We start from the raw sequence: 26,025 nt of genomic DNA on the forward strand, positions 1-26,025 counted from the left end.
AACGCCAACACAGTTGTCGGATTACGGCCCGACGGGCCTGATCCGACCTGCGTGTTTTCACAATCTGGCGGCCAATTCCGCCCCTTCCCGTATCGCCCGCTTGGCGTCGAGCTCGGCCGCCAGCGCGGCGCCGCCGATCGCATGAAAGCGCGGGCCGCCCTTCGCTTCGGGCGCCGGCATCAGCTCCGTCAGGCTGTCCTGCCCCGCACAGATGATCACGTTATCCACCGCCAGCAGGCGCGGCACGCCGCCGATGGTCACATGCAGGCCCTGGTCGTCGATCCTGTCGTAGGTGACGCCAGCCAGCATGCACACGCCATTTCTCGCCAGCGCCGCACGGTGTACCCAGCCGGACGTCTTGCCCAATCCTGCCCCCACCTTGCTGGTCTTGCGCTGCAGCAGGAATATCTGCCGCACCGGTTCCGCAGCGTGCGCCGGCACCAGGCCGCCGCCCGTCTCGGCATGCAGGTCCACGCCCCATTCGCCGGCCCAGGCGGCCACCGGCTGCGGCAACGGCTGCGCCGGGTCGTGCAGCAGGTATTCGCTGACATCAAAGCCGATGCCGCCGGCGCCGATCACGGCCACGCGCTTGCCGACCGGCGCCTTGTGCTGCAGCACGTCCAGATAGGTCAGCACACTGGGGTGGTCGATGCCGGCTATGCCAGGCAGGCGCACCTTGATGCCGGTGGCGACAATCACCTCGTCAAAGCCGCCGGCCAATAATTGTTCGCGCGTGACGCGCTGGCCCAGGCGCACCTCGACGCCAAGCAGCGCCAGCCGGCGCTCGAAATAGCGGATGGTTTCCGCGAATTCTTCCTTGCCGGGGATCCGCATCGCCACCTTGAACTGGCCGCCGACGCTGCCGGCCGCATCGAACAGCGTGACCTGGTGGCCGCACTCGGCTGCCACGGTGGCGGCCGACAGGCCGGCCGGGCCGGCGCCCACCACCGCCACTTTTTTGGCCACCGGTTTCCTGGCGTACACCAGTTCCGTTTCATGGCAGGCGCGCGGATTGACCAGGCAGCTGGCGCGCTGGTTGGCAAAGGTATGGTCGAGGCAGGCCTGGTTGCAGCCGATGCAGGTATTGATTTCATCGCTGCGTCCCGACGCCGCTTTCGCCACGAAATACGGGTCGGCCAGGAACGGGCGTGCCATCGATACCAGGTCACAGTCGCCGCGCGCCAGGATGTCATCTGCCTCCTGCGGCATGTTGATGCGGTTCGAGGCCACCACGGGAATCGATACTTCACGTCGCAGCCGCCCCGCCACGCCGGCGAACGCGGCGCGCGGCACCGAGGTGACAATCGTCGGCACCCTCGCCTCGTGCCAGCCGTAGCCGGTGTTCAGGATGGTCACGCCCGCCGCTTCCAGCGCCCTGGCCACCGCCACCACGTCGTCCCAGGTGTTGCCGCCTTCGACCAGGTCCAGCAGCGAATGGCGGTACATGATGATGAACTGCGGCCCGACGGCGGCGCGGATGCGGCGCACGATCTCCACCGGCAAGCGCATGCGGTTGGCAATGCTGCCGCCCCAGCGGTCGCTGCGCAGGTTGGTGCGCGCGCACAGAAACTGGTTCAGCAGGTAACCTTCGCTGCCCATCACCTCGACGCCGTCATAGCCGGCCTTTTTTGCCAGCCGCGCGCAACGCACGTAGTCGCTGATCGTGCGTTCGATGCCGCGCTCGGTGAGCGGGCGCGGACGAAACGGCGAGATCGGCGACTTTTTGGCGGAGGCCGAGACGACAAACGGCTGGTAGCCATAGCGTCCCGCATGCAGGATTTGCATGACGATCTTGCCGCCCTCCTCATGCACGGCGCGCGTCACCTTGCGGTGGTTCGGCACGTCGCCGAGGAAGTTCAAGGTACCGCCAAATGGCAGCAGCCAGCCCTGGCGGTTCGGCGAAATGCCGCCCGTGACGATCAGGCCCACGCCGCCCCGGGCCCGTTCGCGGTAAAACGCGGCCAGCTTGCCGTAGTGATAAAACCGGTCTTCCAGGCCCGTGTGCATGGAGCCCATGATGACGCGGTTGCGCAAGGTGGTAAAGCCCAGGTCGAGCGGGGCCAGCAGGTGGGGATAGGCGGTCATGGCGTACTCGGTGTCATGCAACGTGCGGCGGCGACGTTCAGCAGGCGTACGGTAGCAAGCATTGCGGATGGGCGCAGTGCTTTTCTCTAGACCGGGGGTTCTAAAAGACCAGCCGCCATATGTTCGCAAGCGCACAATGGCGGCGAGCACAGCTTGTGCCGGCCGGAACTTTACCGTAGGCTAGCCTGCATGAGCCGATTCCTCCTTTGCCTGCTGATGCTGTCTGCCGCCACCTGGCCTGCCGCGGCACTGGCGCAGGCGCCCCGGCCGGACAACTCGCGCCTGAAAGTCGAGGTCAAGCGCATCGAGGTCGATGCCCAGCGCATGTATGAAGTGAGCGCCAACGCGGTGGTGCAGGCGGCGCCGGCGGCCGTCTGGAAAACCCTGACCGGCTACGAGCGCATGAGCGAATTCGTGCCCGACCTGAGCTCCTGCCGCGTGCTGTCGCGCAACGGCAATGAGGTCATCCTCGAGCAGCAGGGCACGGCCCGCTTCCTGTTCATGAGCCACCCGATCCGGCTGGTGGTGCGGGCGATGGAAACGCCGATGACATCGATCGATATCGACCTGATCTCGGGCGACATGCGCCATTACGAAGCGCGCTGGGCGCTCACGCCCATGCCCGAGACGGGCGGCACGCGCATCGTCTTTTCCAGCCGGCTGATGCCGGGCTTTTATGTGCCCGGCATGCTGGGCACGACCATGATACGCAGCGATATCGAGCGCATGATGGGCGCCGTGCTGGCGCGCATCGATGGCCAGCCGTTGCCGGCCGTGGCCAAATAATCAGGCCAGCGCATCAAGCCAGCGCATCAAGCCAGATACGTATCGCGGTCGCGGATCTCGGCGTAGTTTTCCAGGTTGCCCAATTTCACCGTTACCGGATTCAGGCTGGCCTGCGGCTGCATCGAGCGCCAGGCAAACAGCCATTCCTGCTCGACCGCTTCTTCGCGCGTCTTGGTAAATGCCGCGCCCAGGGCGGCGCGCTGGCCGTATTCGACCAGGCCGTCGATGCCTGCCCAGCTGGGCAGCGTGCGCTGCACGGCGCGGTGCAGGCGCTCGCCGAACTCTTCCGTGTTATGGATGATCAGGCAGCTGTCGGCCGGCGCGAACAGGTCGAACAGTTTCTTGTCCCACACTTGCGAAAAACTCAGCGTGAGGCAGTTGCCGGCCGGGGTCAGGCGGAACTGGCCCAGGCTCAGCGCCAGTTCGAGTTCGCTGCGCTGGCCGTAGCGGTGCAGGGTTGGGGGGCGTTGGTAATCGTGCATGCTCGGACTCAATCTTCAGTAATAGGGGTAAAACCGGCGCTGGCCGCTCAGCGAGGCGGGCGGATATGGCGCCGGATGCGCTGGGCGGTGGCGGCAAGATAAATCTCGCGCAGCAAATAAATGAAACAGCCGATCAGGCACAGCACGGCCAGCACGAAAAACACGGCGATATATTTATCGAGCGTCAGGTTCAGAATATCGCCCAGGAACAGCATGGCGATAATGATGCAGACGAAGAAACCGCACGCTGTGCTGAGAGAAATCGAATAATTGATCAGATGGGTGCGCCGGTACAACGTATCGAGTTCGTCCATGTAAAAATCGTTGTAGCCGATGTCGAGCCGGTCTTCCAGCACACGCGTGCGATCGATGATGCGGCCCAGGCGGTTGGTCAGCACCACCAGCATGGTACCGATGCCGGTCAGCAGGAATACGGGCGCAATCGCCAGCTGGATGATGTGGCCAATGTCGCCGATCTGTATGTTCATGGATAAAAAGTCTATGGTTCGCGCGGCCGCCCGACACCGGTGCCGGCACAGGCGCTAGTGTAGCAGGCGCGGCGGCTGCAACGATAGGCAGCCGCGCGCGTGCCCGCTAGGCGAAGCCGCGGCCCGGGCGAAACCGCTGCGTGGCGTTGACCAGCGCCGAGGCGATGCCGTGCTCGAGCGCGCCGTGGCCCGCGTCGGGGATCATCTCCAGCTGCGAGCCGGGCCAGGCCTGGTGCAGGCGGTAGGCCGACAGCGGCGGGCAGATGGCGTCGTAGCGGCCCTGCACGATGACGGCCGGCAAATGCGCGATGCGGTGCAGGTTGCGGATCAGCTGGTCTTCCTCGAAAAAGCCCAGGTTGGCCATGTAGTGCGATTCGAGCCGGCCCACGCCCAGGTCCAGCGCATCGTTGGAAGCATCTTCCGGCTGCGGCATCAGGTAGACGCGGCGCCCTTCGAAGCGGCTCCAGGCGCGCGCGGCCGGCCAGTACACCTCCGGGTCGCTGCTGAGGATGCGTTTCACGTAAGCGGCCAGCAGGTCGCCGCGCTCGGCTTGCGGAATCAGCGCGGCAAATTCTTCATACAATTCGGGATAGAACCAGCGCACGCCTTCGATGAACCAGTCGATCTCGGCTTGCGTGCACAGGAAGATACCGCGCAGCACGAAGCCCAGGCAGGCTTCGGGATGGGCCTGGCCATACGCCAGCGCCAGGGTCGAACCCCAGGAGCCGCCGAATACCAGCCACTGCGCAATGCCGAATTGCGCACGCAACGTTTCGATATCGTCGATCAGCAATTGCGTGGTGTTGCTGCGCCATTCGCCCAGCGGCGTCGACTTGCCGGCGCCGCGCTGGTCGAACAGGATCACGCGGTAGCGCTGCGGGTCGAAGAAGCGGCGGTGCTGCGGCGACAGGCCGGCGCCGGGGCCGCCATGCAGAAACAGCACGGGAATGCCGTCGGGGTTGCCGCACTCTTCCCAGTAAATGGTGTGCAGGTCATCGACGGCCAGCATGCCGTGGCGGTTTGGCGACAAAGGGGGAAACAACGGTGACAGGGTATCGGGCATGATGCGTCCTTCTGTATGGAGCTGCGGCCGGTTCAGGCCGGCAGCAGCGGCAGCCGGTTCGACGACTTGATCTCGCGCATCGACAGGCTGGACTGGATTTCAGCCACGCCCGGCAGGCGGCGCAAGACGTTGGAGACGAACTCGCCATATGCCTCCAGGTCGCGCGCCACCACTTGCAGGAAATAATCGGCCTCGCCGGCCACATTGTGGCACGACAGGATCTCGGGGATCGACGCGATTGCCTGCTCGAATTGCGACGGCTGTTCGCCGCCATGGTTGGCAAACACGATGCGCACGAATGCGACCAGGCCGATGCCCAGCTTCTTGCGGTTGAGCAGCGCCTGGTAACCGGTAATGAACCCTTCCTCTTCCAGGCGGCGCAAGCGGCGCCAGACCGGCGTTTCACTGAGCTTCAGGCGCTCGGCCAGGCGGGCATTCGACAACCGTCCTTCTTCCTGCAACAGCCTCAATATCTGCAAATCGGTGGCATCGAGGCTTACTTCTGAAATTTTCATCTATTTATTGTTTTTTTAGGGGTGGAATCTACCCAGATACTAGAGCAAGGCAGGCAGGAATAGCAAGCACATTTCAATTAGGCAAGAACATAATGGCGGCCTGCGCACCGTGAGAGCGGTGCTGCCGATGTCCAACCTGATGCTGGCGCCTACCATGTCCGATTCTACCTTTTTGATGTATCTGCTGGCACTGGCCGGTGCTTTTTTATTGCCCGGTCCCGACATGGCGCTGGTGCTGGCGACGGGCGCCGCGCGCGGCGTGGGCACGGCCCTGATCACGGCGCTGGGGATTGCCGGCGCGCGCGCCATGCATGTGGCGCTGTCGGGCGCGGGCCTGGCCGCGCTGATGGTGACGCATCCAGAAGCATTGCAATGGGTCAAGTGGGCCGGTGCCGCATATCTGTTCTACCTGGCGGCGCGATTGCTGCAATCGGCGCTGTCAAAAACAACGGCGCAGGAGACGGCGGCGCCGGCCACCGCGCACAGCCCGCGCGCCAGTTTTGTCCGCGGCTTCCTGACCAATCTGTTGAATCCCAAGGCGCTGCTGTTTTGCAGCATGTTCCTGCCGCAATTCGTCGTCGCCCATGGCGAATCCATGGGCCTGCAATACTTGCGCCTGGGCGCCGCGCTGGTGCTGGTGGGGCTGCTGTTCGACGCCGTCTACGCGGTACTGGCCGCGCGCCTGGCGCGCCGGCTGCGCGGCAAGCCTTCGCCGTATGGCAAGTTCGTGCTGCCGACCGTGTTCATGCTGCTGGCGGGGCGGCTGGTGCTCGGTTGAGCGTTGTGTCAACAAGGTTGTCGGATTACGGCCTGCGGCCTGATCCGACCTACGATCAAGCCACAGCAATGCAGGTCGGGTTAGCGCATGGTGCGTAACCCGACAACACCACCAAACCGTCAAAACAAAAAGGCAGGCGTAGGTCGGGTTAGCGCTTCGCGCGTAACCCGACAACACCATCACCGCCACCAAGCCAGCCAACAAAAAAAGGCAGCCGAAGCTGCCTTTTGATGATCATGTGCTACCGCTTACGACATATGCTGGCCGCCGTTGATCGAGATATTGGCGCCGGTCACGAACGCCGCTTCGTCGGATGCCAGGTAGGCCACCAGGCCGGCCACTTCTTCCGGCTTGCCCAGGCGCGCCATCGGGATTTGCGGGATGATTTTGCTGTCCAGCACTTCCTGTGGAATCGCCATCACCATCTTGGTGCCGATATAGCCGGGCGAGATGGTATTGACGGTGACGTTCTTGCGCGCCACTTCCAGCGCCAGCGACTTGGTAAAGCCGTGCATGCCGGCCTTGGCGGCCGAATAGTTGGTCTGGCCGAACGCGCCCTTCTGGCCGTTCACCGACGAGATATTGATGATGCGGCCCCAGCCGCGCTCGACCATGCCGTCGCAGACCGGTTTGGTCATGTTGAACACGGAGTCCAGGTTGGTGCCCATCACGGCGTCCCAGTTCGGCTTGTCCATCTTCTTGAAGGTCATGTCGCGCGTGATGCCGGCGTTATTGACCAGCACGTCGACCGGGCCGATTTCCTTTTCCACCGTCGCCACGCAGGCGGCGGCCGAATCGTAGTCCGATACATCGCACGGATAGGCCTTGAAGTCGTAGCCCTGGTCCTTGGTGGTGGCCAGCCATTCGTCCACCTTGGTGTTGCCTGGCGAATACGTGGTGACCACGCGGTAGCCCAGTGCCGCCAACTTGAAGCACACCGCTTCGCCCAGCCCGCCCATGCCGCCGGTTACTAATGCAACTCTTGCCATTTTCATCCCCTCAGTGTCGTTCTATTGCTGAAATTTTTTATATCTGCCGGCAGACGTTATCCGCCTGCCGGGGCCGCTGCGCAGAACTTAGTCGCGTTCGATGGCCAGGGCCACGCCCATGCCGCCGCCGATGCACAGCGCTGCCAGGCCCTTCTTGGCGTCGCGGCGTATCATTTCGTGGATCAGGGTGACCAGCACGCGCGCGCCCGAGGCGCCGATCGGGTGGCCGAGGGCAATCGCGCCGCCGTTCACGTTGATCTTGCTGGTATCCCAGCCCATTTCCTTGTTCACGGCGATCGCCTGCGCGGCAAACGCTTCGTTGATTTCCATCAGGTCCACTTCTTCATGCGTCCAGCCGGCTTTTTTCAGGCACAGGCGCGAGGCCGAAACCGGACCCATGCCCATCACGGCAGGATCGAGGCCCGACGTGGCGTACGCCTTGATGCGTGCCAGCGGCTTCAGGCCCAGTTCCTTCGCTTGCGTGGCCGACATCATGATGACGGCGGCGGCGCCGTCGTTCAGGCCGGAGGCGTTGCCGGCGGTGACCGTGCCATCCTTGGCGAATGCAGGGCGCAGGCCGGCCAGCGATTCGATGGTCGAACCCGGCTTGATGTATTCGTCGCTGTCGAACACGACAGTGCCTTTTTTGGTGGTGATTTCCAGCGGCAGGATTTCATCCTTGAACTTGCCCGCCTTTTGCGCCGCTTCCGCTTTCAGCTGCGACTGCAGGGCGAACTCGTCCTGTTCGGCGCGCGAGACTTCATATTTTTTCGCGACGTTTTCCGCCGTGGTGCCCATGTGGTACTGGTTGTAGACATCCCACAGGCCGTCGACGATCATGGTGTCGACCATCTTGAAGTCGCCCATGCGGAAGCCGTCGCGCGAGCCGTTCATCACGTGCGGCGAGGCGCTCATGTTTTCCTGGCCGCCGGCGATGATGATATTGGCGTCGCCGCACTTGATCGCCTGCGTGGCCAGGTGGGTGGCTTTCAGGCCGCTGCCGCATACCTTGTTGATGGTGAACGCCGGAATGGCGCTGGGCAAGCCGGCCTTGATGACGGCCTGGCGCGCAGCGTTCTGGCCGACGCCGGCCGTCAGTACCTGGCCCAGGATCGCTTCGCTGATCAGGTTGGGGTCGATGCCGGTCTGTGCCAGCAAGCCCTTGATTACGTGTGCGCCCAGTTCGGACGCAGGAATCTTGGCCAGGCTGCCACCGAATTTACCCACTGCGGTACGGCCTGCGGCCACGATTACGACATCATCCATGTATTTCTCCGATATGCTGGCCATGCGGCCAAGGTGTTGATGAATCCGGGAAAACGCAGCAGGCTGCGCAGTATTCAATGATCATGCAATGGCATGCGCGATCAGTTCAGTCGCGCCACGGTGGCGTGGCCGGCAAGCGATCGCAGCCGGCCTGACGCACATGGCGGGCGGCCTGGCGCGGCGGATAGCCGCTGCTGGGTCGCAACGCTCGTGCCATGGACACGAGTGAGTCCATTTATCATACCCTTCCTATGCAGCGCCGAAAGGGCTTTTTAGAAAATTATTAAAGGGGTTTAGCAGAGGGAGCGGAGTATCCTTTACCGCCTGCAAGAACTCGCCGAATTTTTGACGCGATGCAGCAAACTCACCATTTGTCACAGCGGTCAGATTCGCCTGCGTGTCCTGGGCAACTTCCTTTGCCTGGCGTCCATATGAACCGATGCGATCGAGCGCCAGTTGAGACTGCGTGCGCGACAGCTGCAGCAACGTTTGCGGATCTCTGGCCGACAGCAATTGCTGGGTCGCTACTGTCGAAGCTGCCAGCGAGGCGCGCGCCGCATCGAGCTGCAGTTCGGCCAGCCGGGCGCTAGTGTCGAAAGCGGCTTCGGCAAAAGCCTGGGCGCTGTCGAGCTGGCTGGCGTAGACGGCCTTGCCGGCCTGGGATACGAGTTCGGAAATGAAAAACATGCATACCTCCTTGATTGAAGCGGTGCCATGTTGCGCCGCACAGTGCTCAACTGTAAGCGGCAGCTCTTTGTAATCCCTTGATCTATCTCAAGCTTCTTTGTTGGATTGTTTCCAATTCAACGATCATCAAGACAACAACTTGATACCGTCCAGCGACGCCGCGCACTGCTCGCGTATCACGCTGACAAAATCACGCACATACGCCTTGTCCTGCAAGCTTGGAGGCACCGAGACAAACAGGTCGCTCCACAGGCCGTGTTCGCCGACCGGGCGCGCCACCACGTAATCGTAATCGACATAGTTCTTGATCGCCCAGTTCGGCAAAGCGGCAATGCCGCGCCGGCTGGCCACCAGCTGCAGCACGGCCACCGTCAGCTCGGCCGTGCGGCGCTCGAAAGCGATGCCGTTCGGCCGCAGTACTTCGCGGATCAGGTCGATGCGCTCTTCCGGCACCGGATAGGTGATCAGCGTTTCACCACTGAAATCGGCGGGCGCCAGCCGGCGCTGCGCCTGCAGCCGGTGCTTTTGCGCCATCACCACCAGTATTTCAAAGCGGAACAGCGGAAATACCGTGAAGTCGGGACCGTATGGCGAGCCGATCACGAGATCCGCTTCGCCCGAGCGCAGCAGCTCGGCCGGCTCGCTGTGAAAGCCGGACACCAGGTCGATTTCCACTTCCGGCCAGCGCTGGCGAAACGCGTCCATCACCGGCATCAGCCAGTCGAAACAGGTATGGCATTCGAGCGCCACGCGCAGCTGTCCCTTGTCGCCCTGCGACAGGCGCGCCACCTCGCGTTCGGCCAGCTCGATTTCGGGCAGCAGCTTGTCGGCCAGTTCGAGCAACCGGCTGCCGGTGGCGGTAAACGCGATCGGCATGGACTTGCGCTCGAACAGCGGCGCGTTGTAGCGCTCTTCCAATAAACGGATCTGGTGCGACAGCGCCGACTGCGTCAGGTTCAGCAGTTGCCCGGCGCGCACCAGGCTGCCGGAAGAGCGCAAGGCGCTCAGCGTGCGCAGGTGGCGAATTTCCAGCATGGGCCCTTGGTATCGTGAATATTTTTCATGTTAATCGTCAAAAGGTTTCGTTTTTATTATAGAGCAGATTGCCGCACACTCTAGCCTATCCACATTAAATCTCGATGACATCATGAGCATACACACCCATATTCTTGGTTTTCCCCGTATCGGCGCAGAACGTGAACTGAAATTTGCGCTGGAACGCCACTGGCGCGGCGAAGTGTCGGAGGCCGCGCTGGAACAGACTGGCAAAGCATTGCGCGCGCGCCATTGGGCGCTGCAGCGCGACGCCGGCCTGGACTATGTGACCGTCGGTGACTTCGCCTTCTATGACCAGGTCGCCAACCATATTCAGCTGCTCGGTTGCGAGCCGGCCCGCTTCGCATTTGACGAACAGCAATCGCAACTGTCGCGCTATTTTCAGATGGCGCGCGGCGAGGAAAGCCAAGCCGATCACGCCATTTGTACGCATGAGCACGGCCATGCCGACGGCGCGCCGGCGTCCAACCATTACGCGCTGGAAATGACCAAATGGTTCGACACCAACTACCACTATCTGGTGCCGGAATTTTCACCGCAGACGCAGTTCTCGCTGACCTGCGAGCGCCTGTTCGACGAAGTGGCCGAAGCGCAGGCGCTCGGTCACCAGGTGAAAGCGGCACTGATCGGCCCGCTCACCTTTCTGTGGCTGGGCAAGGAAAAAACCGCCGGCTTCGACCGCCTGGCCCTGCTCGATCAATTACTGCCGGTCTACGGCGCCCTGCTTGCCCGCCTGAAACAGCAGGGCGTGACCTGGGTGCAGGTCGATGAACCGATCCTGGGCCTGGACTTGCCGAACGCCTGGCGCAGCGCGTTTGACAGCAGCTACTGGCAGCTGAACCAGGTGGGCGTCAACATTTTGCTGGCTACGTATTTTTCGCCGCTGGAAGAAAACCTCAGCATGGCCTGCCGCCTGCCCGTGGCCGGCCTGCATGTGGACGGCATCCGCGCGCCGCATGAACTGATCAGTGTCACCGACTGGCTGCCGGCGCATAAAGTGCTGTCGGTCGGCATCGTCGATGGCCGCAATATCTGGCGCACCGACCTCGATGCGGCGCTGGCCGTGCTGCAGCCGCTGTCTGACAAACGCGGCGGCAAGCTGTGGCTGGCGCCCTCGTGCTCCCTGCTGCACACGCCGTTCACGCTGGCGCCGGAAACCGGTCTCGATCCGGAACTCAAATCGTGGCTGGCGTTTGCCACCGAGAAGCTGGCAGAACTGGCCCTGCTGAAAGACGCGCTGGCTGGCAAGGCCGACAGCACCGCGCTGGCCGTGTCGCGCCTGGCCATTGCCGGGCGCCGCGCCAGCGCGCGCGTGCATCGCCCGCACGTGGCGCAGCGCCTGCAGGCCTTGTCACCTACCATCGACCGGCGCGATTCCAGCTTTTCGCTGCGCCAGGCGGTACAACGCACGCGTTTTCAATTGCCGCACTTTCCCACCACCACCATTGGCTCGTTTCCGCAGACCAGCACCATCCGCGCCGCCCGCGCCAGCTTCAAGCGTGGTGAACTGACGGGGGCCGATTATGAACACGCGATGCGCGAGGAAATCGCGCATGCCGTCCAGCGCCAGGAAGCGCTGGGCCTGGACGTGCTGGTACATGGCGAAGCCGAACGCAACGACATGGTGGAATACTTTGGCGAGCAGCTCGACGGCTTTCTATTTACCCGCCTGGGCTGGGTGCAGTCGTACGGCTCGCGCTGCGTGAAGCCGCCCGTCATCTATGGTGACGTGCAGCGCCCGGCCGCCATGACGGTGGCCTGGACGGTCCACGCGCAAAGCCTGACGGACAAGCCGATGAAAGGCATGCTGACGGGACCCATCACGATATTGCAATGGTCGTTCGTGCGCGACGACCAGCCGCGCGCCACCACGGCCTTGCAGATTGCGCTGGCGATACGCGACGAAGTAGCCGACCTGGAAGCGGCCGGCATCGGCATGATCCAGATCGACGAGCCGGCCATCCGCGAAGGCTTGCCACTGCGCCGCAGCCAGTGGCATGGCTACCTGGAGTGGGCCACGCGCGCGTTCCGCATTGCGGCCTCCAGCGTGGGCGACAGCACGCAGATCCATACCCATATGTGCTACGCGCAATTTAACGACATCCTGCCGCAGATTGCCGCCATGGATGCGGACGTGATCACGATCGAGACCAGCCGCTCGGACATGGAACTGCTGACCGGCTTTGGGCAGTTCCAGTATCCGAACGAAATCGGCCCCGGCGTGTATGACATCCACTCGCCGCGCATTCCCACCGTCAACGAGATGGTGCGGCTGCTGCAAAAGGCCAGCGCGGTGATTCCGCCGGCCAACCTGTGGGTGAACCCTGATTGCGGCCTGAAAACGCGGGGCTGGCAGGAAACCGAAGCGGCGCTGGCCAATATGGTGCAGGCGGCCAGGCAGATGCGCGGCGCCAGCATGGCAGTATAACCAGCGGCGGCTCACAGGCCGCATGCATGGCTGCTTTCAGGGCGGCGTCCCGGTTTGAACGGGCGCCGCCCTTTGTTTTTTGACGTGAAGCACATGTTGCCCTACGGAATAGCATCCGTGCGGCCCCTGACAGCGTTTTTTTTGCAGTAGAATGCAAGAAATTTACTGCTTTCCATGTGAACCGATCAGGCACCTGGCCTTCCGCAGTCTCACTCTGACCCATGTTTATGTCCAAAAGCCTGCCGCCGAAGCCGATTGAAATCAAGATTTCCACCGTTGTCGCCGTCTCTGCCATCGTGCATGGCGCCGACACGCAGGCGCTCGATGCGGCCTTGCACGACATGACGGGCGGCGTGGCCGACTTTTTCGAGGACGACCTGGCGGTGCTGGACGTGGCCGACCTGATGCCTGGCGATACGCCCGTCGACTGGGGCGCGCTGGTGGCGCTGCTGAAAAAATACCGGCTCAACGCGGTAGCCGTGCGCAATGCCGAACCGGCCATGCATGACGCCATCCTGGCGCAGGGCCTGAGCCTGGACAGCGGCAAGACGCGCGACGATGCGCCCGCCAAGGATGGCCCGACCCTGGCCGCCGAGTCCGGCGCCGAAGCGCAGGTGATGGTGATCGATACGCCGGTGCGCGCCGGCCAGCGCATTTATGCGCGCGGCTGCGACCTGATCATCACGGCGGTGGTCAACAATGGCGCCGAAATCATCGCCGACGGCAGCATCCACGTGTATTCGTCACTGTACGGCCGCGCGCTGGCTGGCGCTTCGGGCAACCCGCAGGCGCGCATCTTTGCGCTGGCGATGGAACCGGAGCTGGTGTCGATCGCCGGCGTGTACCGCACCTTCGAGGATGGTTTTACGCCGGAAATGAAGGGCGGCCCGGCGCAAATTCGCTTGGCTGGCGACAGAATCGAGATACACTCTGTCAAACCGGTCACCCCCGTAAACCGCTCTTGAACTGCACAACTCAACGAGATATCTGAAAAGGATTATTTGTGGCAAGAATTATTGTTGTGACGTCCGGCAAGGGCGGTGTCGGCAAAACGACCTCCAGCGCCAGCTTTTCCACTGGCCTGGCCATGCGCGGCCACAAGACAGCCGTGCTCGACTTCGACGTGGGCCTGCGCAATCTCGACCTGATCATGGGTTGCGAGCGCCGCGTGGTCTATGACCTGATCAATGTGATCAACAAGGAAGCGACGCTGAACCAGGCGCTGATCAAGGACAAGCACTGCGACAACCTGTTCATCCTGCCCGCCTCGCAGACGCGCGACAAGGACGCGCTGACCGAGGAAGGCGTGGAACGCGTGTTGAACGACCTGATCAACATGGGCTTCGAGTTCATCATCTGCGATTCGCCGGCCGGCATCGAGCACGGCGCGCTGATGGCGCTGACATTTGCCGACGAAGCCATTATCGTCACCAATCCGGAAGTGTCGTCGGTACGCGATTCGGACCGCATCCTGGGCATTTTGCAAGCCAAGTCGCGCCGCGCGCAGACCGGCGGCGAACCGGTCAAGGAACACCTGCTGATCACGCGCTACTCGCCGAAGCGGGTGGAGTCGGAAGAAATGCTGTCCTACCAGGACGTGCAGGAAATCCTGCGCATCCCGCTGGTGGGCATCATTCCGGAATCGGAACAGGTACTGGCTGCGTCGAACCAGGGCAATCCGGCGATCCACTTCAAGGGCACCGACGTGGCGCAAGCCTACGAAGACGTGGTTTCGCGTTTCCTCGGCGAAGAAGTGCCGCTGCGCTTCACCAATTATGAAAAACCTGGTTTGCTCCAGCGCATTTTTGGGACGAAGTGATATGGCCTTGCTTTCTTTCCTGTTCCCCCCCAAACCGAAATCGGCCAGCGCGGCCAAGGAACGCCTGCAGATCATCATCGCGCGCGAACGCAGCGGCCGCGACGGCCCCGACTTCCTGCCGGCCCTGCACAAGGAATTGATCGAGGTCATTTCCAAGTACACCAAGGTCAACGCCGAAGACATCAAGATCTCGCTCGACCGCCAGGGCAACCTGGAAGTGCTCGACGTCAACGTGGTGCTGCCGGACGCCTGACCGCTACCGCTCGCTCAGCTCGGTCGTACTGTAATCAATTCCTGCGCCACCGCGGCGCAGGCGTTGACGTGCTGGTTGCCGATCTGGCGGAACACGGCGTAGCCGAGCGCGGCCGCCACGGCCTGGCCGGCGAATGGCACGAAGCGGGCGACCTGCTTGGTGGCCAGCTTGACGCCGCTGCGCTTGAGCAGGTGGATGATCAGCTCGCGCGTCACCAGTTTGCCTACCAGCATGCCGCCCATGCCGATCGCCACGCGATAGGCCATCAGCTTGAACTGCGGGTTGAGTTTTTCGATCTGCTCCGGCGTCAGGCCGAATTCGTGGTTGATGTCATTGATCAGCATTGACAGCAGGCCCACGTCCGACATCAGGTCGATGCCGGGAATCGGGATGGCCGAAGTGCCGGCCGACATCATGGCGCGCCGGCCCACCAGGCGGCGGCAGCGCTCGCGCGCCTGTTCGATTTCGGCCAGCGTGCCCGGGATCAAATTCCAATCAGTGACAGTGTCATCTGGCATACGCGTTTCTCCATGCGGTAAGAACACGTCCAAGTGTGGCGGCAAAGTGCGGCCGGAAAGGCGGCCTTTCGATTTCACTGGACACAGTTGCAATCTCTGTTATATTTCATCAGAGCATTCCTTAACATTACGATAAGCAGCGTGGTCTGTCTGTTTGTTGTTACACACTCCAGCCAATTATGCGAATTGCCGTACTCGATAGCGACCATAGTCAGGCAGCACTGATCTGCCAGGTGCTCACCGCAGCCGGCCATGCCTGTCATGAATTCCAGAGTGCCAGGGAGATGCTGGGCCAGCTGCGCAAGGATAGCTGCGACATGCTGATCCTCGACTGGCAGGGCAGCGATCTGGACGGCGCCGAAGTGCTGCGCCGCGCACGCGAAAAACTGGCGCCCAAGGCGCCGGTGTTGTTTATGACCAACAGTTCCGGCGAGGACGATATCGTCGCCGGCATCAGGGCGGGCGCCGACGATTACCTGGTCAAGCCGCTGCGGCGCAGCGAACTGGCGCTGCGGGCCCAGGCGCTGCTGCGCATGGCCTATCCGACCCAGAGCGGCGCCGAGCAACTGCAATTTGGCAATTACATTTTTGAAACGCGGGCTGGCCGGCTGCTGATGGATGGCGAGCTGCTCGATGTGACGCACAAGGAATTTGCCCTGGCGCTGCTGTTTTTCCGCAACCTGGGCCGGCCCCTGTCGCGCGCTTATATCCATGAGGCCGTCTGGCAGCGCGACACGGCCCTGCCCTCGCGCACCATGGACACCCATGTCTCGCGCGTGCGCAACAAGCTGCAGCTGAAACCCGAACACGGCTACCGGCTGGTGCCGGTTTACAGTTATGGTTACCGGCTGGAAAAGCTGGGCGGCCAGGAGCCAAACGGCTGACCTGCTCAAGCAACGGGCACAAAGCGCTATAATGTCGGCATAAGTCATCCCACTGCCCTCACATGCAACTGTTAGCCGTCGGCCTCAATCACACCACTGCACCAGTGTCGCTCCGCGAACAGCTGGCGTTTTCGCCTGAGCATCTGGGCCAGGCGGTGGTGGCGGCGCGCACCTGGTTCCAGCGCATCGACTTGCGTGACAATGACGAAGCGGCAATTCTGTCGACCTGCAACCGCACCGAGCTGTATGCGGCCAGCCGGGTACCCAATCCGCTCGACGCGGGCGCGCATTTCCTGGCCGATTATCACAAGCTCAGCTACAGCGAACTGCGCCCCCACCTGTACATGCTGCCGCAGCACGATGCCGTGCGCCACACCTTCCGCGTCGCCTCCGGGCTCGATTCGATGGTGCTCGGCGAAACGCAGATCCTGGGCCAGATCAAGGACGCGATCCGCACGGCCGATGAAGTGGGCGGCCTGGGCACTTACTTGCATCAACTGTTCCAGCGCAGCTTTTCGGTGGCCAAGGAAGTGCGCAGCACCACCGAGATCGGCGCGCACAGCGTGTCGATGGCGGCCGCCGCCGTGCGCCTGTCGCAGCGCATCTTCGACAAGATCTCCGAGCAGAACGTGCTGTTCATCGGCGCCGGCGAAATGATCGAGCTGTGCGCCACCCATTTTGCGGCGCAGAATCCGCACAGCATCACGATCGCCAACCGCACCATGGAGCGCGGCGAGGCGCTGGCCCACCGTTTCAACGGCAAGGCGATCCGCCTGGCCGACCTGCCGGAAAAACTGCACCAGTTCGACATCGTCATCTCGTGCACGGCCTCATCGTTACCGCTGCTGGGCCTGGGCCTGGTCGAGCGCGCCATCAAGGCGCGCCGCCACAAGCCGATGTTCATGGTCGACCTGGCCGTGCCGCGCGATATCGAAACGGAAGTGGGCCGCCTGAACGACGTGTTTTTGTATACCGTCGACGACCTGGGCAAGGTGGTGCAGACGGGTCTGGAAAGCCGCCAGGCCGCCGTGGCGCAGGCCGAAGCCATCATCGAGACGCGCGTGCAGTCGTTCATGACCTGGGTCGACGACCGCGCCATGGTGCCGGTGATCCAGGATCTGCACGAAAGCAGCGAAACGCTGCGCCAGATGGAAGTCGAACGCGCGCGCAAGATGCTGGCCAAGGGCGCCGATATCGACGCCGTACTGGAAGCCTTGTCGAAAGGCCTGACGGCCAAGTTCATGCATGGCCCGCAACAGGCCCTGCACCGCGCGCAAGGCGACGAGCGCAAGCAGCTGGCCACGCTGTTGCCGAAACTGTTCCGCCCACGCCGTTAGCGTCCCCGCTTGTCACCCGCTGCGCCGGCCAGCCGGCGCGCAGCCACGGCCTGTCCCCTCATTCACTTTTTACCCCGAAGCGCTATGAAACCATCCATGCTGTCCAAGCTCGATCAACTGGCGAACCGCCTGGTTGAACTCGACGAACTGTTGATGCACCAGGACGCCACGTCGAATATGGACACCTACCGCAAGATGACGCGCGAGCATGCCGAACTCGGTCCGCTGGTGGCGCTGTACCACTCCTACCAGGAAGCGGGCAACGACATCGCCACGGCGCAGGAAATGCTGGCGGACCCCGACATGAAGGATTTCGCGCAAGAAGAAATCGAGGCAGCGAAAACCACCATGACGCAGCTCGAACGCGAACTGCAGACCATGCTGCTGCCGAAGGACGCGAACGACGAGCGCAATATTTTCCTGGAAATTCGCGCCGGCACCGGCGGCGACGAGTCGGCCCTGTTTGCGGGCGACCTGCTGCGCATGTACACGCGCTTTGCCGAACGCAACCGCTGGCAGGTGGAACTGGTGTCGGCCTCCGACTCCGACCTGGGCGGCTACCGCGAGGTGATCGTGCGCCTGGTCGGCAATGGCGCCTACTCCAAGCTGAAATTCGAATCGGGCGGCCATCGCGTGCAGCGCGTGCCGGCCACCGAGACGCAAGGCCGCATCCACACCTCGGCCTGCACCGTGGCCGTGATGCCGGAAGCAGACGAGGTGGAAGATGTCAACATCAACCCGGCCGATCTGCGCATCGACACCTACCGCGCCTCGGGCGCCGGCGGCCAGCACATCAACAAGACCGACTCGGCCGTGCGCATTACCCACTTGCCGACCGGGATCGTGGTCGAATGCCAGGACGACCGCAGCCAGCACAAGAACAAGGCGCAGGCCATGAAAGTGCTGGCCGCCCGCATCAAGGACGTGCAGCTGCGCGAGCAGCAGTCGAAAGAAGCGGCCACCCGCAAGAGCCTGATCGGCTCGGGCGACCGCAGCGAGCGCATCCGCACCTATAACTTTCCGCAGGGGCGCATGACCGATCACCGCATTAACCTGACCCTGTACAAGCTGGACTTCATCATGGATGGGGATTTGACGGAACTGACCAATGCGCTGGCGGCGGAACACCAGGCGGAGCTTTTGGCGGCGCTGGGGGATTAAAACAACCCAAAGGCAGGGACTGGGGTCGGACCCTCAGGGTCCGACCCCGGCATTTGCAGTTGGGTTTAAGTAGAGGTTAAGCAGCAACATTTTCCCCTTGTGCGAGAATGCATGGCTAAAATTCCATCCACCTTACCGTGTCGCCCATGAAAAACTCCCGCACCGTCCTTCTTCTTATCGCCGCCCTGTGCTTCGTCATGCTGGGCACGGCCATGTATCTGCAGCATGTGATGAACATGGCGCCCTGCCCGCTGTGCGTGATCCAGCGCTATCTGTTCATCGCGATTGCCATCGGCTGCCTGATCGGCGCGGCGTCAAAAACACCGGCGATCGGCGCGGGCATCGGCCTGCTGGCCGCGCTGGGCGGCCTGGGCGTGGCGGGAAAACACCTGTATGTGCTGGCCCACCCCGGTTTTTCCTGCGGCATCGATCCGGTGGAAACGGCGCTCAACAAGATCTTCACGGCCCAGTATATGCCGTTCATGTTCGAATCGTACGGCGCCTGCGAAAACGCGGGCGAGCCGTTCATCGGCCTGTCGATCCCGCAATGGGCATTTGTCTGGTTCGCCATCTTTGCCATCGGCTTGCTGTGGACCTTGCTGCGCCGCAAAAAATAATTGAAAGCACCATGTCTGAAACATTGATCCCCGCCGGCAGCACCGTCGGCGCCCTGCAACAGGGCTCTCCCCTCGATGCGGTCGATAACCGCATCCTGCTCGGCCATGCGCTGGGCCTGTCGCGCGTGGGCCTGATCACGCAATCGGAGCGCGTGCTGACCGGCGACGAGGCGCAGCGCCTGTCTGGCCTGATGGAACGCCGCCTGCGCGGCGAACCGGTGGCGTATATCGTCGGCCAGCGCGAATTTTTCGGCTTGCCGTTTGCCGTCAGCGATGCCGTGCTGATCCCGCGCCCCGATACGGAAGTGCTGGTCGAACTGGCGCTGGACCGTTTGCCACCGGGCGGGCGCGTGCTCGACATGGGCACCGGCAGCGGCGCGATTGCCGTGGCGCTGGCCCATACGCGGCCCGACGCGGTGGTCACGGCGTTGGATGTCAGCAGCGCGGCGCTGGCCGTGGCGCGCCGCAACGCCAGCGCCAACGGCGTCAATATCACCTTCATGGCCAGCGACTGGTTCGAAGCGCTGGGCACGGAGAAATTTGACCTGATCGTCTCCAACCCGCCGTATATCGCCAGCGGCGACCGCCACCTGGCCGAAGGCGATTTGCGCTTCGAGCCCGCTGGCGCGCTGACCGACCATGCCGACGGCCTGTCGGCGCTGCGCACCATCGTGACCGGCGCCGCGCGCCACCTGGCACCCAAGGCCTGGTTGCTGATGGAGCATGGCTATGACCAGGCGGCCCAGGTACGCCAGTTGCTGGTCCTTGCCGGTTTCAACCAGTCGCAAAGCTGGCGCGACCTGGCCAATATAGAACGCGTGTCCGGCGGCCGCCACGGCTGAAGTATTTTTTCGTTCTCGTCCACCCGCTTGACCGCGCAACGCGCCGTCCAGCGTCCAGTTTGTTAAAATATCAAGCGCTTCCTGACCGCCACGCTGCCCTGCTTTCCCGGGCGGATGCTGGCGGCGCGGCGATTTTTGGGAGGCCGCCGACGCAATTGCGCATTTTCGGTTAATCTCAGCACCACATTTATCTGCTGCACAAGAAAGGAAGCTCAAATTGCCCAACCTGTTGACTCGCCGCCTGGCATTGCTGACCGAAGATGCCAACCGCGCGCTGCTGGGCGGATTGCGCGGCATCGAGCGTGAAACCCTGCGCGTCGACCACGCCGGCCATCTGGCTTCCACGCCCCATCCTGCCGCGCTGGGCTCGGCGCTGACCCACCCTGAAATCACCACCGACTACGCCGAAGCCCTGCTCGAATTCATCACCCCGGCCGAACCCGACATCGCCCTCACGATCAAGCAACTCGATACCGTGCACCGCCATGCCTACAGCCGCCTGGGCGACGAGCTGTTGTGGAGCCAGTCGATGCCGGGCCAGTTGCCCGACGAAGAGCAGATCGAGATCGCCAACTACGGCAGTTCGAACATGGGCATGCTCAAGCATGTGTACCGTCGCGGCCTGGCGCTGCGCTATGGCAAGGCCATGCAATGCATCGCCGGCATCCACTACAACTACTCGCTCGACGAAGGCCTGTGGCAGCTGCTGGCCGCCGACAAGTCCACCAGCGCCACCACGGCGACCACGGCAAAAGACGTGCAGTCGGAAAGCTACCTGGCGACGATCCGCAATTTCCGCCGCTACAGCTGGCTCCTGATGTATCTGTTCGGCGCCTCGCCGGCGCTGGCGTCCGGTTTCTTGCGCGGCCGCGCGCACAAGCTCGACACCCTGTCCGGCGACACCCTGTTCCTGCCGTACGCCACCAGCCTGCGCATGAGCGACCTCGGTTACCAGAACGACGCCCAGTCGGGCCTGCGTCCGCACGAGAACAGCCTGGAAGACTATGTCAGCGCGCTGACGCACGCCGTCAACGACCCGTATGCGCCGTACGCCGAACTCGGTACCAAGAAGGACGGCGAGTGGATACAGCTGTCGACCAACGTGCTGCAGATCGAGAACGAATACTATTCGACCATCCGTCCCAAGCGCGTGATCCGCACCGGCGAGCGCCCGATCCAGGCGCTGTGCCTGCGCGGCGTGCAATATATCGAAGTGCGCTGCATGGACGTCGATCCGTTCGAGCCGGTCGGCATCAGCCTGGAAACGGGCCGCTTCCTCGACGCCTTTCTGCTGTTCTGCGCGCTCGACGACAGCGCGCCGATCTCAAGCGAACAGGGCACTTGCTACACGGCCAACTTTGCGCGCACCGTCAAGGAAGGCCGCAAGCCCGGCTTGATGCTGCGCCGCGACGGTGAAGACATCTCGCTGCAGGCCTGGGGCGAAGAACTGCTGGCGCGCATCGCGCCAGTGGCGGCGCTGCTCGACGCGCGCAGCGGCGGCACGGCCCATGCCGACAGCCTGGCCGCGCAAGCGGTGAAACTGGCTGATCCGGATGCGACACCCTCGGCGCGCGTGCTGCGCGAACTGCGCGCCAACGGCGGCTCGTTTGCCGCCTTCGGCCTGCAGCAAAGCGAGCGCCATGCGGCGTTTTTCCGTGCACAACCACCGGCGCCGGAACAAAGCGCGTATTTCGACCGGCTGGCCGCCACCTCGCTGGCCGAGCAGCGCGCCATGGAAGCGGCGCCGCAGGGCAGCTTCGACGACTACGTGGCGTCCTACCGCGCCAGCACCCTCTGCTCGCACACCTGAGTTCCCTGTAAACTTCTGCAAAGCGCCCGATGCTGACCTTCTACAATGAATTGCACAGCCAGCATCGGGGCCGCTTCGAGATGTTTCGCGGCGAACTCGTGCCCTGCTTCGAGACGCCGGAACGGGCCGACATGGTGGTGGCCGAACTGGGGCGGCGCAACCTGGGCCGCATCGTCACGCCGCACGGCGTGCCATTGACTTCGCTGGAACGCATCCACACGCCGCGCTACCTGCATTTTCTGCGCCACGCCTGGCACGACTGGCTGGCGCTCGATCCGGACAACGCCAACCGCGACGCCGTGCCGTCCGTCTGGCCGGTGCGCACCCTGCGCAGCGATATCGAGCCCGACAACTTCACGGCCAAGCTGGGCCTGTACTCGATGGACAATGGCACGCCGCTCACCAGCGGCACCTGGACCGCCGCCAAGACGGGCGCCGACTGCGCCGTCAATGCTGCCCATGCGCTGCGCCTCGGCGAACGGGCCACCTTTGCCCTGACGCGCCCGCCGGGCCACCATGCGGGCGCCGATTTTTTCGGCGGCTACTGCTTCCTCAATAACGCCGCGCTGGCGGCGCAGCACCTGCTCGACGACGGTGCGCGCAAGGTCGCCATCCTCGACCTCGACTACCACCACGGCAACGGCACGCAGAGCATTTTCTATGCGCGCAACGACGTGCTGTTCGTCTCGATGCACGCCGACCCGCGCCACGAATTTCCGTTTTATCTGGGCCACGCCGACGAGACGGGCACCGGCGCCGGCACCGGCTACAACGTCAACCTGCCGCTGCCGGCCGGCTGCCCCACCACGCAGTGGTTCACTGCCCTGGAAACGGCCTGCCTGCGCATCAATATGTACGCGCCCGACGCGCTGGTGGTCTCGCTGGGCGTGGACACCTATGTCGGCGACCCGCTGTCGCATTTTGCCCTGCAAAGCGGCGACTACCTGCGCCTGGGCGAACGTCTCGCCTACCTGAACCTGCCGACCGCATTTATCCTCGAAGGCGGCTATGCGGTCAAGGAACTGGGGATCAATGTGGTCAATGTGCTCGAAGGGTTCGAGACGGCGGAGTAGATGACGGTGCTGTGTCGGGTTACGCACTGCGCGCTAACCCGACCTACCCGACCTACGCCGCACGGTAGGTCGGATTAGGCCGCAGGCCGTAATCCGACACCATGGTTAGCTTATTACATATTCCTGAACAAGCTCATGAACGGCTGGCTTACCACCAGCGTTTCCGGCCGCGTTTTCAGCCGCAATGTGCCGCGCCCCATCTCGTCGCGCGTGACCGACGCCACCGCCTTCATGTTGACGATGGTCGAGCGGTGGATCTGCTTGAAAATGGCCGGGTCGAGCGTGTCGAGCAGCTCGCGTATCGGTTTCCTCAGCAGCGCCTCGCCATCGGCCGTCATCACCGCCGTGTACTTGGTATCGGACTGAAAATACGCGATATCGTCGACCATGATCAGGCGGGTGTCCTTGCCGCTGCTGGCGGTCAGCCACACCAGCGGCGGCGCCTTGGCCACGGCCGGCAGCGCGCCGGTCAGTTGCTGCAGCAGTGTCGCCAATGCCGCATCGGGCGCAGCGCCGGACACTGCGCTCTTGGCCGCGCGCGCCTCGATGCGCTCGCGGCAGGCCTGCAGTCTGGGCCGCGCCACCGGTTTCAACAGATAGTCGACGGCGCCCTTGTCGAACGCGGCGATCGCATACTGGTCGTAGGCGGTGATGAACACCACCTGAGTGGCCGGACTGGCCTCGAACGCGCCGGCCGCCACTTCCAGGCCACTCAAGCCCGGCATGCGGATATCGAGAAACGCCACGTCGGGCTGGAAGGTGGCGATCGCTTCCAGGGCCGTGCCGCCATCGTCGCAGGCGGACACCACGCGCAGCTCCGGCCACACTTCCGACAACAGCGTCAACAGCGCTTCGCGCAGCAGGGTTTCGTCTTCGGCCACGACACACGTCAGGGGTTTGGTCAATGCGCTAGGCATATGCCGCTCCCCTGGCCGTGCTGTCCGGCACCGTGATGGTGGCGGCCACGCCGCCGGGAAAATTCGACACGATGCTGAACAGCGCCGCGTCGCCGTAGGTCAGGCGCAGCCGCTCGCGCACATTGCGCAGGCCGATGCCGGTGCCGCCGCCATGGTCGCTGAAGCCCTGGCCATCGTCGGCCACCGTGATGGCCACCGTGCCCTCGCCGGCGCGCGCCAGGATCCAGATGGTGCCGCCGCCGCTTTTCGGCTCCAGCCCGTGCTTGATGGCGTTTTCCACCAGGGTTTGCAGCATCATCGGCGGCAACTCCACCTGCTTCAGGTACTGCGGCACTTCGATCTGCAGATTGAGGCGGCTGCCCATGCGGATTTTCAGGATATCGAGATAGGCCTTCGCCCGCTCCAGTTCGACGCCGATGCTCGACATGGCGTTTTCGGTGCGCGGCAGCGAATGGCGCAGGTATTCGATCAGGTTGCCCAGCATCTCGTCGGCACGGGCCGGATCGGAGCGCGTCAAGAGCTGGGCGCTGGTCAGCGTGTTGTAGAGAAAATGCGGTTCGACCTGGGCATGCAGCAGGCTCAGTTTGGCCACCGTCAGTTCCTTTTCCGTCACCGTCTGGCGCACTTCGGCCTGCTCGCCGCGGCGCCGCTGCGCCACCCGGCGGGTAATCGCCCGCGTCACCGCTTCCGCATTTTCCAGGTTGGTGCCATGGTCGACCAGGAACCAGTCGGTCCACGCCGTGCGCGCCGGTTCGCAGATCAGCGTCACGCTGCCCGCTTCGCCGTTCGGCGTGACGGTGGCCAGGATCTGGTTCGGCCGCGGCTCGAAAAAATTGAGCAAATGCCAGCGCGGCGTACCGGCCTGGGTATATGGGGCGGGACGGCGCACGCGCGCCTGTACCTGCAGGCTGTCGCGCGCACTTTCCTGTATCTCGCTGCCGGGCAGTTCGCGGATGGCCGCGTCGATCAGGTCGAACGCTTCGCCGGCCTCGAACGGCACTTCGATCTGGCGCCGCTGGCGGCTCGACACGGTCGCGCCACTGACCTTGCCGGCGATCAGGCGCACGCGGCGCACATGCGAAAACGCATTGAGGGCGGCAAACGCGCCCAGCAGGCTGGCCGTGCCCACCACAAAGCCTTCAAAGTGGGCGCCGTGCGGCAGCAGGCCATTGAGCACCATGCCGGCAAGCAGGGCATAGGCGGCCATGCTGGCCAGCGCAAGGCGGATAATAAAGAAGAAGCTGGTCATGATGGTGTCCTGGAGGCGTTGAAGTGAGCCGAGAATAGCAATCGGCGTCCGCAGCGGTGGCCATTATGCGACGGAAGGCATGCAGCGGCGACAAAGGCAAAAAAATAAAGCTTGAGTCTGGATGATCTTTTTTTAAAAATCGCTTGCAATTAAATAGTGCACGATATATATTGTGTGCATGGACGCCGCATTACCGATACTTCAGACGGCCATACCGGGCAAGCGAGGAATGCAGAGTCCGCAAAGCAAGCAGAAATAAGTAGCACACTATTTAGTCGTTAACTATTTAACTCAAAGGAAAACTATCATGTCGATCCAACAAGTCCTGTACCGCGCCCAAGCCACCGCCACCGGAGGCCGCGAAGGCCGTGCCGTGTCGTCCGATAACGTGCTCGACGTGAAACTGACCACGCCAAAAGAACTGGGCGGCAATGGCGCCGTCGGCACCAATCCGGAACAGCTGTTCGCTGCCGGCTACTCGGCCTGCTTTATCGGCGCGATGAAATTTGTCGCCGGCCGTGACAAGATCGCGCTGCCAGCGGATCTGTCGATCCAGGGCAATGTCGGCATCGGCGCCATCGAAACCGGCTTCGGCATCGAAGTGGAACTGACCATCTCGCTGCCAGGCATGGACCGCGCCGCCGCCGAAGCACTGGTCGCCGCCGCCCATATCGTGTGCCCATACTCGAACGCGACCCGCGGCAATATCGACGTCACCTTGACTATCGTGTGATGGCACCTGACATAAGCTACTGCGCGTCGCGCTTTGCGGCCGGCGATGCTCACCGTGCTCCAGCACGGTTGCGCTTCTCGGCCACAAATCACTGCCGCTCGCTACGCTTCTGTCAGGCGCGGTAAGCCAGAGGTTTACATCAAAAGCCACGCTGCCCGAAAGGCAGCGCGGTTTTTTTTCGTCTGCCGC

At 63.2% G+C, this 26,025-nt stretch carries 26 protein-coding genes; 14 read left to right on the forward strand and 12 right to left on the reverse strand.

What is annotated here, in order from left to right:
* Positions 1-57 precede the first annotated feature (57 nt).
* Positions 58-2,085, reverse strand: a complete 2,028-nt coding sequence (locus RTQ46_RS05265; protein ID WP_312435064.1) for an NADPH-dependent 2,4-dienoyl-CoA reductase — start codon at positions 2,083-2,085, stop codon at positions 58-60.
* Between the two features lie 189 nt (positions 2,086-2,274).
* Between RTQ46_RS05265 and RTQ46_RS05270 the strand changes: the two genes are divergently transcribed.
* Complete coding sequence (locus tag RTQ46_RS05270) at positions 2,275-2,871, forward strand: SRPBCC family protein (RefSeq protein WP_312435065.1); 597 nt, start codon at positions 2,275-2,277, stop codon at positions 2,869-2,871.
* Between the two features lie 26 nt (positions 2,872-2,897).
* On the opposite strand, the gene RTQ46_RS05275 is transcribed toward RTQ46_RS05270, so the two are convergent.
* The 4 genes from RTQ46_RS05275 to RTQ46_RS05290 form a co-directional block, all read right to left on the reverse strand.
* The gene (locus RTQ46_RS05275; protein ID WP_312435066.1) at positions 2,898-3,353 is read right to left on the reverse strand and encodes a hypothetical protein; all 456 of its coding nucleotides are present in this window, start codon (positions 3,351-3,353) and stop codon (positions 2,898-2,900) included.
* A 47-nt stretch (positions 3,354-3,400) separates the two neighbouring features.
* A complete protein-coding gene (locus tag RTQ46_RS05280; RefSeq protein WP_312435067.1) occupies positions 3,401-3,841 on the reverse strand; it encodes a DUF2721 domain-containing protein in 441 nt (146 codons plus the stop codon).
* A gap of 106 nt (positions 3,842-3,947) precedes the next feature.
* Positions 3,948-4,904 (reverse strand): prolyl aminopeptidase, encoded by a 957-nt coding sequence (gene pip / locus RTQ46_RS05285; RefSeq protein ID WP_312435068.1) that lies wholly within the window; start codon positions 4,902-4,904, stop codon positions 3,948-3,950.
* A 32-nt stretch (positions 4,905-4,936) separates the two neighbouring features.
* Positions 4,937-5,419 carry an Lrp/AsnC family transcriptional regulator gene (locus RTQ46_RS05290; RefSeq protein WP_312435069.1) on the reverse strand — a complete coding sequence of 161 codons (483 nt, stop codon included), beginning with the start codon at positions 5,417-5,419 and terminating at the stop codon, positions 4,937-4,939.
* Between the two features lie 154 nt (positions 5,420-5,573).
* Between RTQ46_RS05290 and RTQ46_RS05295 the strand changes: the two genes are divergently transcribed.
* The gene (locus RTQ46_RS05295) at positions 5,574-6,197 is read left to right on the forward strand and encodes a LysE family translocator (RefSeq protein ID WP_312435070.1); all 624 of its coding nucleotides are present in this window, start codon (positions 5,574-5,576) and stop codon (positions 6,195-6,197) included.
* Positions 6,198-6,445: 248 nt separating this feature from the next.
* On the opposite strand, the gene phbB is transcribed toward RTQ46_RS05295, so the two are convergent.
* From phbB to RTQ46_RS05315, 4 genes are all read right to left on the reverse strand, one after another.
* The gene (phbB, locus tag RTQ46_RS05300) at positions 6,446-7,186 is read right to left on the reverse strand and encodes an acetoacetyl-CoA reductase (RefSeq protein ID WP_312435072.1); all 741 of its coding nucleotides are present in this window, start codon (positions 7,184-7,186) and stop codon (positions 6,446-6,448) included.
* Between the two features lie 87 nt (positions 7,187-7,273).
* A complete protein-coding gene (locus tag RTQ46_RS05305; protein WP_312435073.1) occupies positions 7,274-8,452 on the reverse strand; it encodes an acetyl-CoA C-acetyltransferase in 1,179 nt (392 codons plus the stop codon).
* Positions 8,453-8,701: 249 nt separating this feature from the next.
* Positions 8,702-9,139 (reverse strand): TIGR01841 family phasin, encoded by a 438-nt coding sequence (gene phaP, locus RTQ46_RS05310; RefSeq protein WP_312435074.1) that lies wholly within the window; start codon positions 9,137-9,139, stop codon positions 8,702-8,704.
* A 126-nt stretch (positions 9,140-9,265) separates the two neighbouring features.
* On the reverse strand, positions 9,266-10,174 hold the full coding sequence (locus RTQ46_RS05315) for a LysR substrate-binding domain-containing protein (RefSeq protein WP_312435075.1): 909 nt from the start codon (positions 10,172-10,174) through the stop codon (positions 9,266-9,268).
* Positions 10,175-10,286: 112 nt separating this feature from the next.
* Here RTQ46_RS05315 and metE point away from each other — a divergent pair, with 112 nt between their 5' ends.
* The 4 genes from metE to minE all read left to right on the forward strand — a co-directional run bounded on the left by metE (position 10,287) and on the right by minE (position 14,695).
* Positions 10,287-12,623, forward strand: coding sequence for a 5-methyltetrahydropteroyltriglutamate--homocysteine S-methyltransferase (gene metE, locus RTQ46_RS05320; protein ID WP_312435078.1), 2,337 nt, complete (start codon positions 10,287-10,289; stop codon positions 12,621-12,623).
* A 227-nt stretch (positions 12,624-12,850) separates the two neighbouring features.
* Positions 12,851-13,588, forward strand: a complete 738-nt coding sequence (gene minC / locus RTQ46_RS05325; RefSeq protein WP_312435219.1) for a septum site-determining protein MinC — start codon at positions 12,851-12,853, stop codon at positions 13,586-13,588.
* Between the two features lie 38 nt (positions 13,589-13,626).
* On the forward strand, positions 13,627-14,442 hold the full coding sequence (gene minD, locus RTQ46_RS05330) for a septum site-determining protein MinD (RefSeq protein ID WP_312435079.1): 816 nt from the start codon (positions 13,627-13,629) through the stop codon (positions 14,440-14,442).
* Position 14,443: 1 nt separating this feature from the next.
* Positions 14,444-14,695: a cell division topological specificity factor MinE gene (gene minE, locus RTQ46_RS05335; protein WP_312435081.1), complete on the forward strand. Its 252-nt coding sequence runs from the start codon at positions 14,444-14,446 to the stop codon at positions 14,693-14,695.
* 14 nt (positions 14,696-14,709) lie between these two features.
* Here minE and RTQ46_RS05340 read toward each other — a convergent pair whose 3' ends face one another.
* Positions 14,710-15,213, reverse strand: a complete 504-nt coding sequence (locus RTQ46_RS05340; RefSeq protein ID WP_312435082.1) for a hypothetical protein — start codon at positions 15,211-15,213, stop codon at positions 14,710-14,712.
* Between the two features lie 179 nt (positions 15,214-15,392).
* Between RTQ46_RS05340 and RTQ46_RS05345 the strand changes: the two genes are divergently transcribed.
* The 7 genes from RTQ46_RS05345 (at position 15,393) to RTQ46_RS05375 (ending at position 22,937) form a co-directional block, all read left to right on the forward strand.
* The gene (locus tag RTQ46_RS05345) at positions 15,393-16,097 is read left to right on the forward strand and encodes a response regulator transcription factor (protein WP_312435084.1); all 705 of its coding nucleotides are present in this window, start codon (positions 15,393-15,395) and stop codon (positions 16,095-16,097) included.
* A 62-nt stretch (positions 16,098-16,159) separates the two neighbouring features.
* Complete coding sequence (gene hemA, locus RTQ46_RS05350; protein WP_312435086.1) at positions 16,160-17,434, forward strand: glutamyl-tRNA reductase; 1,275 nt, start codon at positions 16,160-16,162, stop codon at positions 17,432-17,434.
* An 84-nt stretch (positions 17,435-17,518) separates the two neighbouring features.
* On the forward strand, positions 17,519-18,595 hold the full coding sequence (gene prfA, locus RTQ46_RS05355; RefSeq protein WP_312435087.1) for a peptide chain release factor 1: 1,077 nt from the start codon (positions 17,519-17,521) through the stop codon (positions 18,593-18,595).
* 146 nt (positions 18,596-18,741) lie between these two features.
* Positions 18,742-19,212, forward strand: coding sequence for a disulfide bond formation protein B (locus RTQ46_RS05360; RefSeq protein ID WP_312435088.1), 471 nt, complete (start codon positions 18,742-18,744; stop codon positions 19,210-19,212).
* A gap of 11 nt (positions 19,213-19,223) precedes the next feature.
* Positions 19,224-20,054, forward strand: a complete 831-nt coding sequence (gene prmC, locus RTQ46_RS05365; protein ID WP_312435090.1) for a peptide chain release factor N(5)-glutamine methyltransferase — start codon at positions 19,224-19,226, stop codon at positions 20,052-20,054.
* 217 nt (positions 20,055-20,271) lie between these two features.
* Complete coding sequence (gene gshA, locus RTQ46_RS05370) at positions 20,272-21,864, forward strand: glutamate--cysteine ligase (protein ID WP_312435091.1); 1,593 nt, start codon at positions 20,272-20,274, stop codon at positions 21,862-21,864.
* 29 nt (positions 21,865-21,893) lie between these two features.
* A complete protein-coding gene (locus RTQ46_RS05375) occupies positions 21,894-22,937 on the forward strand; it encodes a histone deacetylase family protein (RefSeq protein ID WP_312435092.1) in 1,044 nt (347 codons plus the stop codon).
* 113 nt (positions 22,938-23,050) lie between these two features.
* Here RTQ46_RS05375 and RTQ46_RS05380 read toward each other — a convergent pair whose 3' ends face one another.
* Together RTQ46_RS05380 and RTQ46_RS05385 are read right to left on the reverse strand one after the other, a co-directional pair.
* A complete protein-coding gene (locus tag RTQ46_RS05380) occupies positions 23,051-23,854 on the reverse strand; it encodes a LytTR family DNA-binding domain-containing protein (protein ID WP_312435093.1) in 804 nt (267 codons plus the stop codon).
* Entirely contained in the window at positions 23,847-25,103 is a 1,257-nt protein-coding gene (locus RTQ46_RS05385) for a histidine kinase (protein WP_312435094.1), read from the reverse strand. The genes RTQ46_RS05380 and RTQ46_RS05385 overlap by 8 nt, the downstream gene beginning before the upstream one ends.
* Positions 25,104-25,410: 307 nt before the next feature.
* Between RTQ46_RS05385 and RTQ46_RS05390 the strand changes: the two genes are divergently transcribed.
* Positions 25,411-25,836, forward strand: coding sequence for an organic hydroperoxide resistance protein (locus RTQ46_RS05390; protein WP_312435095.1), 426 nt, complete (start codon positions 25,411-25,413; stop codon positions 25,834-25,836).
* Positions 25,837-26,025: the final 189 nt, after the last annotated feature.

Origin of the sequence: Janthinobacterium sp. (assembly GCF_031995485.1) — a bacterium.
Taxonomy (GTDB): Bacteria; Pseudomonadota; Gammaproteobacteria; order Burkholderiales; family Burkholderiaceae_D; genus Janthinobacterium.

Excerpts from the sequence above, each read along its gene's own strand:
- RTQ46_RS05265 (WP_312435064.1), bottom strand. The coding sequence starts at position 2,085 with ATGACCGCCTATCCCCACCTGCTGGCCCCGCTCGACCTGGGCTTTACC.
- RTQ46_RS05270 (WP_312435065.1), top strand. The coding sequence starts at position 2,275 with ATGAGCCGATTCCTCCTTTGCCTGCTGATGCTGTCTGCCGCCACCTGG.
- RTQ46_RS05275 (WP_312435066.1), bottom strand. The coding sequence starts at position 3,353 with ATGCACGATTACCAACGCCCCCCAACCCTGCACCGCTACGGCCAGCGC.
- RTQ46_RS05280 (WP_312435067.1), bottom strand. The coding sequence starts at position 3,841 with ATGAACATACAGATCGGCGACATTGGCCACATCATCCAGCTGGCGATT.
- pip (WP_312435068.1), bottom strand. The coding sequence starts at position 4,904 with ATGCCCGATACCCTGTCACCGTTGTTTCCCCCTTTGTCGCCAAACCGC.
- RTQ46_RS05290 (WP_312435069.1), bottom strand. The coding sequence starts at position 5,419 with ATGAAAATTTCAGAAGTAAGCCTCGATGCCACCGATTTGCAGATATTG.
- RTQ46_RS05295 (WP_312435070.1), top strand. The coding sequence starts at position 5,574 with ATGTCCGATTCTACCTTTTTGATGTATCTGCTGGCACTGGCCGGTGCT.
- phbB (WP_312435072.1), bottom strand. The coding sequence starts at position 7,186 with ATGGCAAGAGTTGCATTAGTAACCGGCGGCATGGGCGGGCTGGGCGAA.
- RTQ46_RS05305 (WP_312435073.1), bottom strand. The coding sequence starts at position 8,452 with ATGGATGATGTCGTAATCGTGGCCGCAGGCCGTACCGCAGTGGGTAAA.
- phaP (WP_312435074.1), bottom strand. The coding sequence starts at position 9,139 with ATGTTTTTCATTTCCGAACTCGTATCCCAGGCCGGCAAGGCCGTCTAC.
- RTQ46_RS05315 (WP_312435075.1), bottom strand. The coding sequence starts at position 10,174 with ATGCTGGAAATTCGCCACCTGCGCACGCTGAGCGCCTTGCGCTCTTCC.
- metE (WP_312435078.1), top strand. The coding sequence starts at position 10,287 with ATGAGCATACACACCCATATTCTTGGTTTTCCCCGTATCGGCGCAGAA.
- minC (WP_312435219.1), top strand. The coding sequence starts at position 12,851 with ATGTCCAAAAGCCTGCCGCCGAAGCCGATTGAAATCAAGATTTCCACC.
- minE (WP_312435081.1), top strand. The coding sequence starts at position 14,444 with ATGGCCTTGCTTTCTTTCCTGTTCCCCCCCAAACCGAAATCGGCCAGC.
- RTQ46_RS05340 (WP_312435082.1), bottom strand. The coding sequence starts at position 15,213 with ATGCCAGATGACACTGTCACTGATTGGAATTTGATCCCGGGCACGCTG.
- RTQ46_RS05345 (WP_312435084.1), top strand. The coding sequence starts at position 15,393 with ATGCGAATTGCCGTACTCGATAGCGACCATAGTCAGGCAGCACTGATC.
- hemA (WP_312435086.1), top strand. The coding sequence starts at position 16,160 with ATGCAACTGTTAGCCGTCGGCCTCAATCACACCACTGCACCAGTGTCG.
- prfA (WP_312435087.1), top strand. The coding sequence starts at position 17,519 with ATGAAACCATCCATGCTGTCCAAGCTCGATCAACTGGCGAACCGCCTG.
- RTQ46_RS05360 (WP_312435088.1), top strand. The coding sequence starts at position 18,742 with ATGAAAAACTCCCGCACCGTCCTTCTTCTTATCGCCGCCCTGTGCTTC.
- prmC (WP_312435090.1), top strand. The coding sequence starts at position 19,224 with ATGTCTGAAACATTGATCCCCGCCGGCAGCACCGTCGGCGCCCTGCAA.
- RTQ46_RS05375 (WP_312435092.1), top strand. The coding sequence starts at position 21,894 with ATGCTGACCTTCTACAATGAATTGCACAGCCAGCATCGGGGCCGCTTC.
- RTQ46_RS05380 (WP_312435093.1), bottom strand. The coding sequence starts at position 23,854 with ATGCCTAGCGCATTGACCAAACCCCTGACGTGTGTCGTGGCCGAAGAC.
- RTQ46_RS05385 (WP_312435094.1), bottom strand. The coding sequence starts at position 25,103 with ATGACCAGCTTCTTCTTTATTATCCGCCTTGCGCTGGCCAGCATGGCC.
- RTQ46_RS05390 (WP_312435095.1), top strand. The coding sequence starts at position 25,411 with ATGTCGATCCAACAAGTCCTGTACCGCGCCCAAGCCACCGCCACCGGA.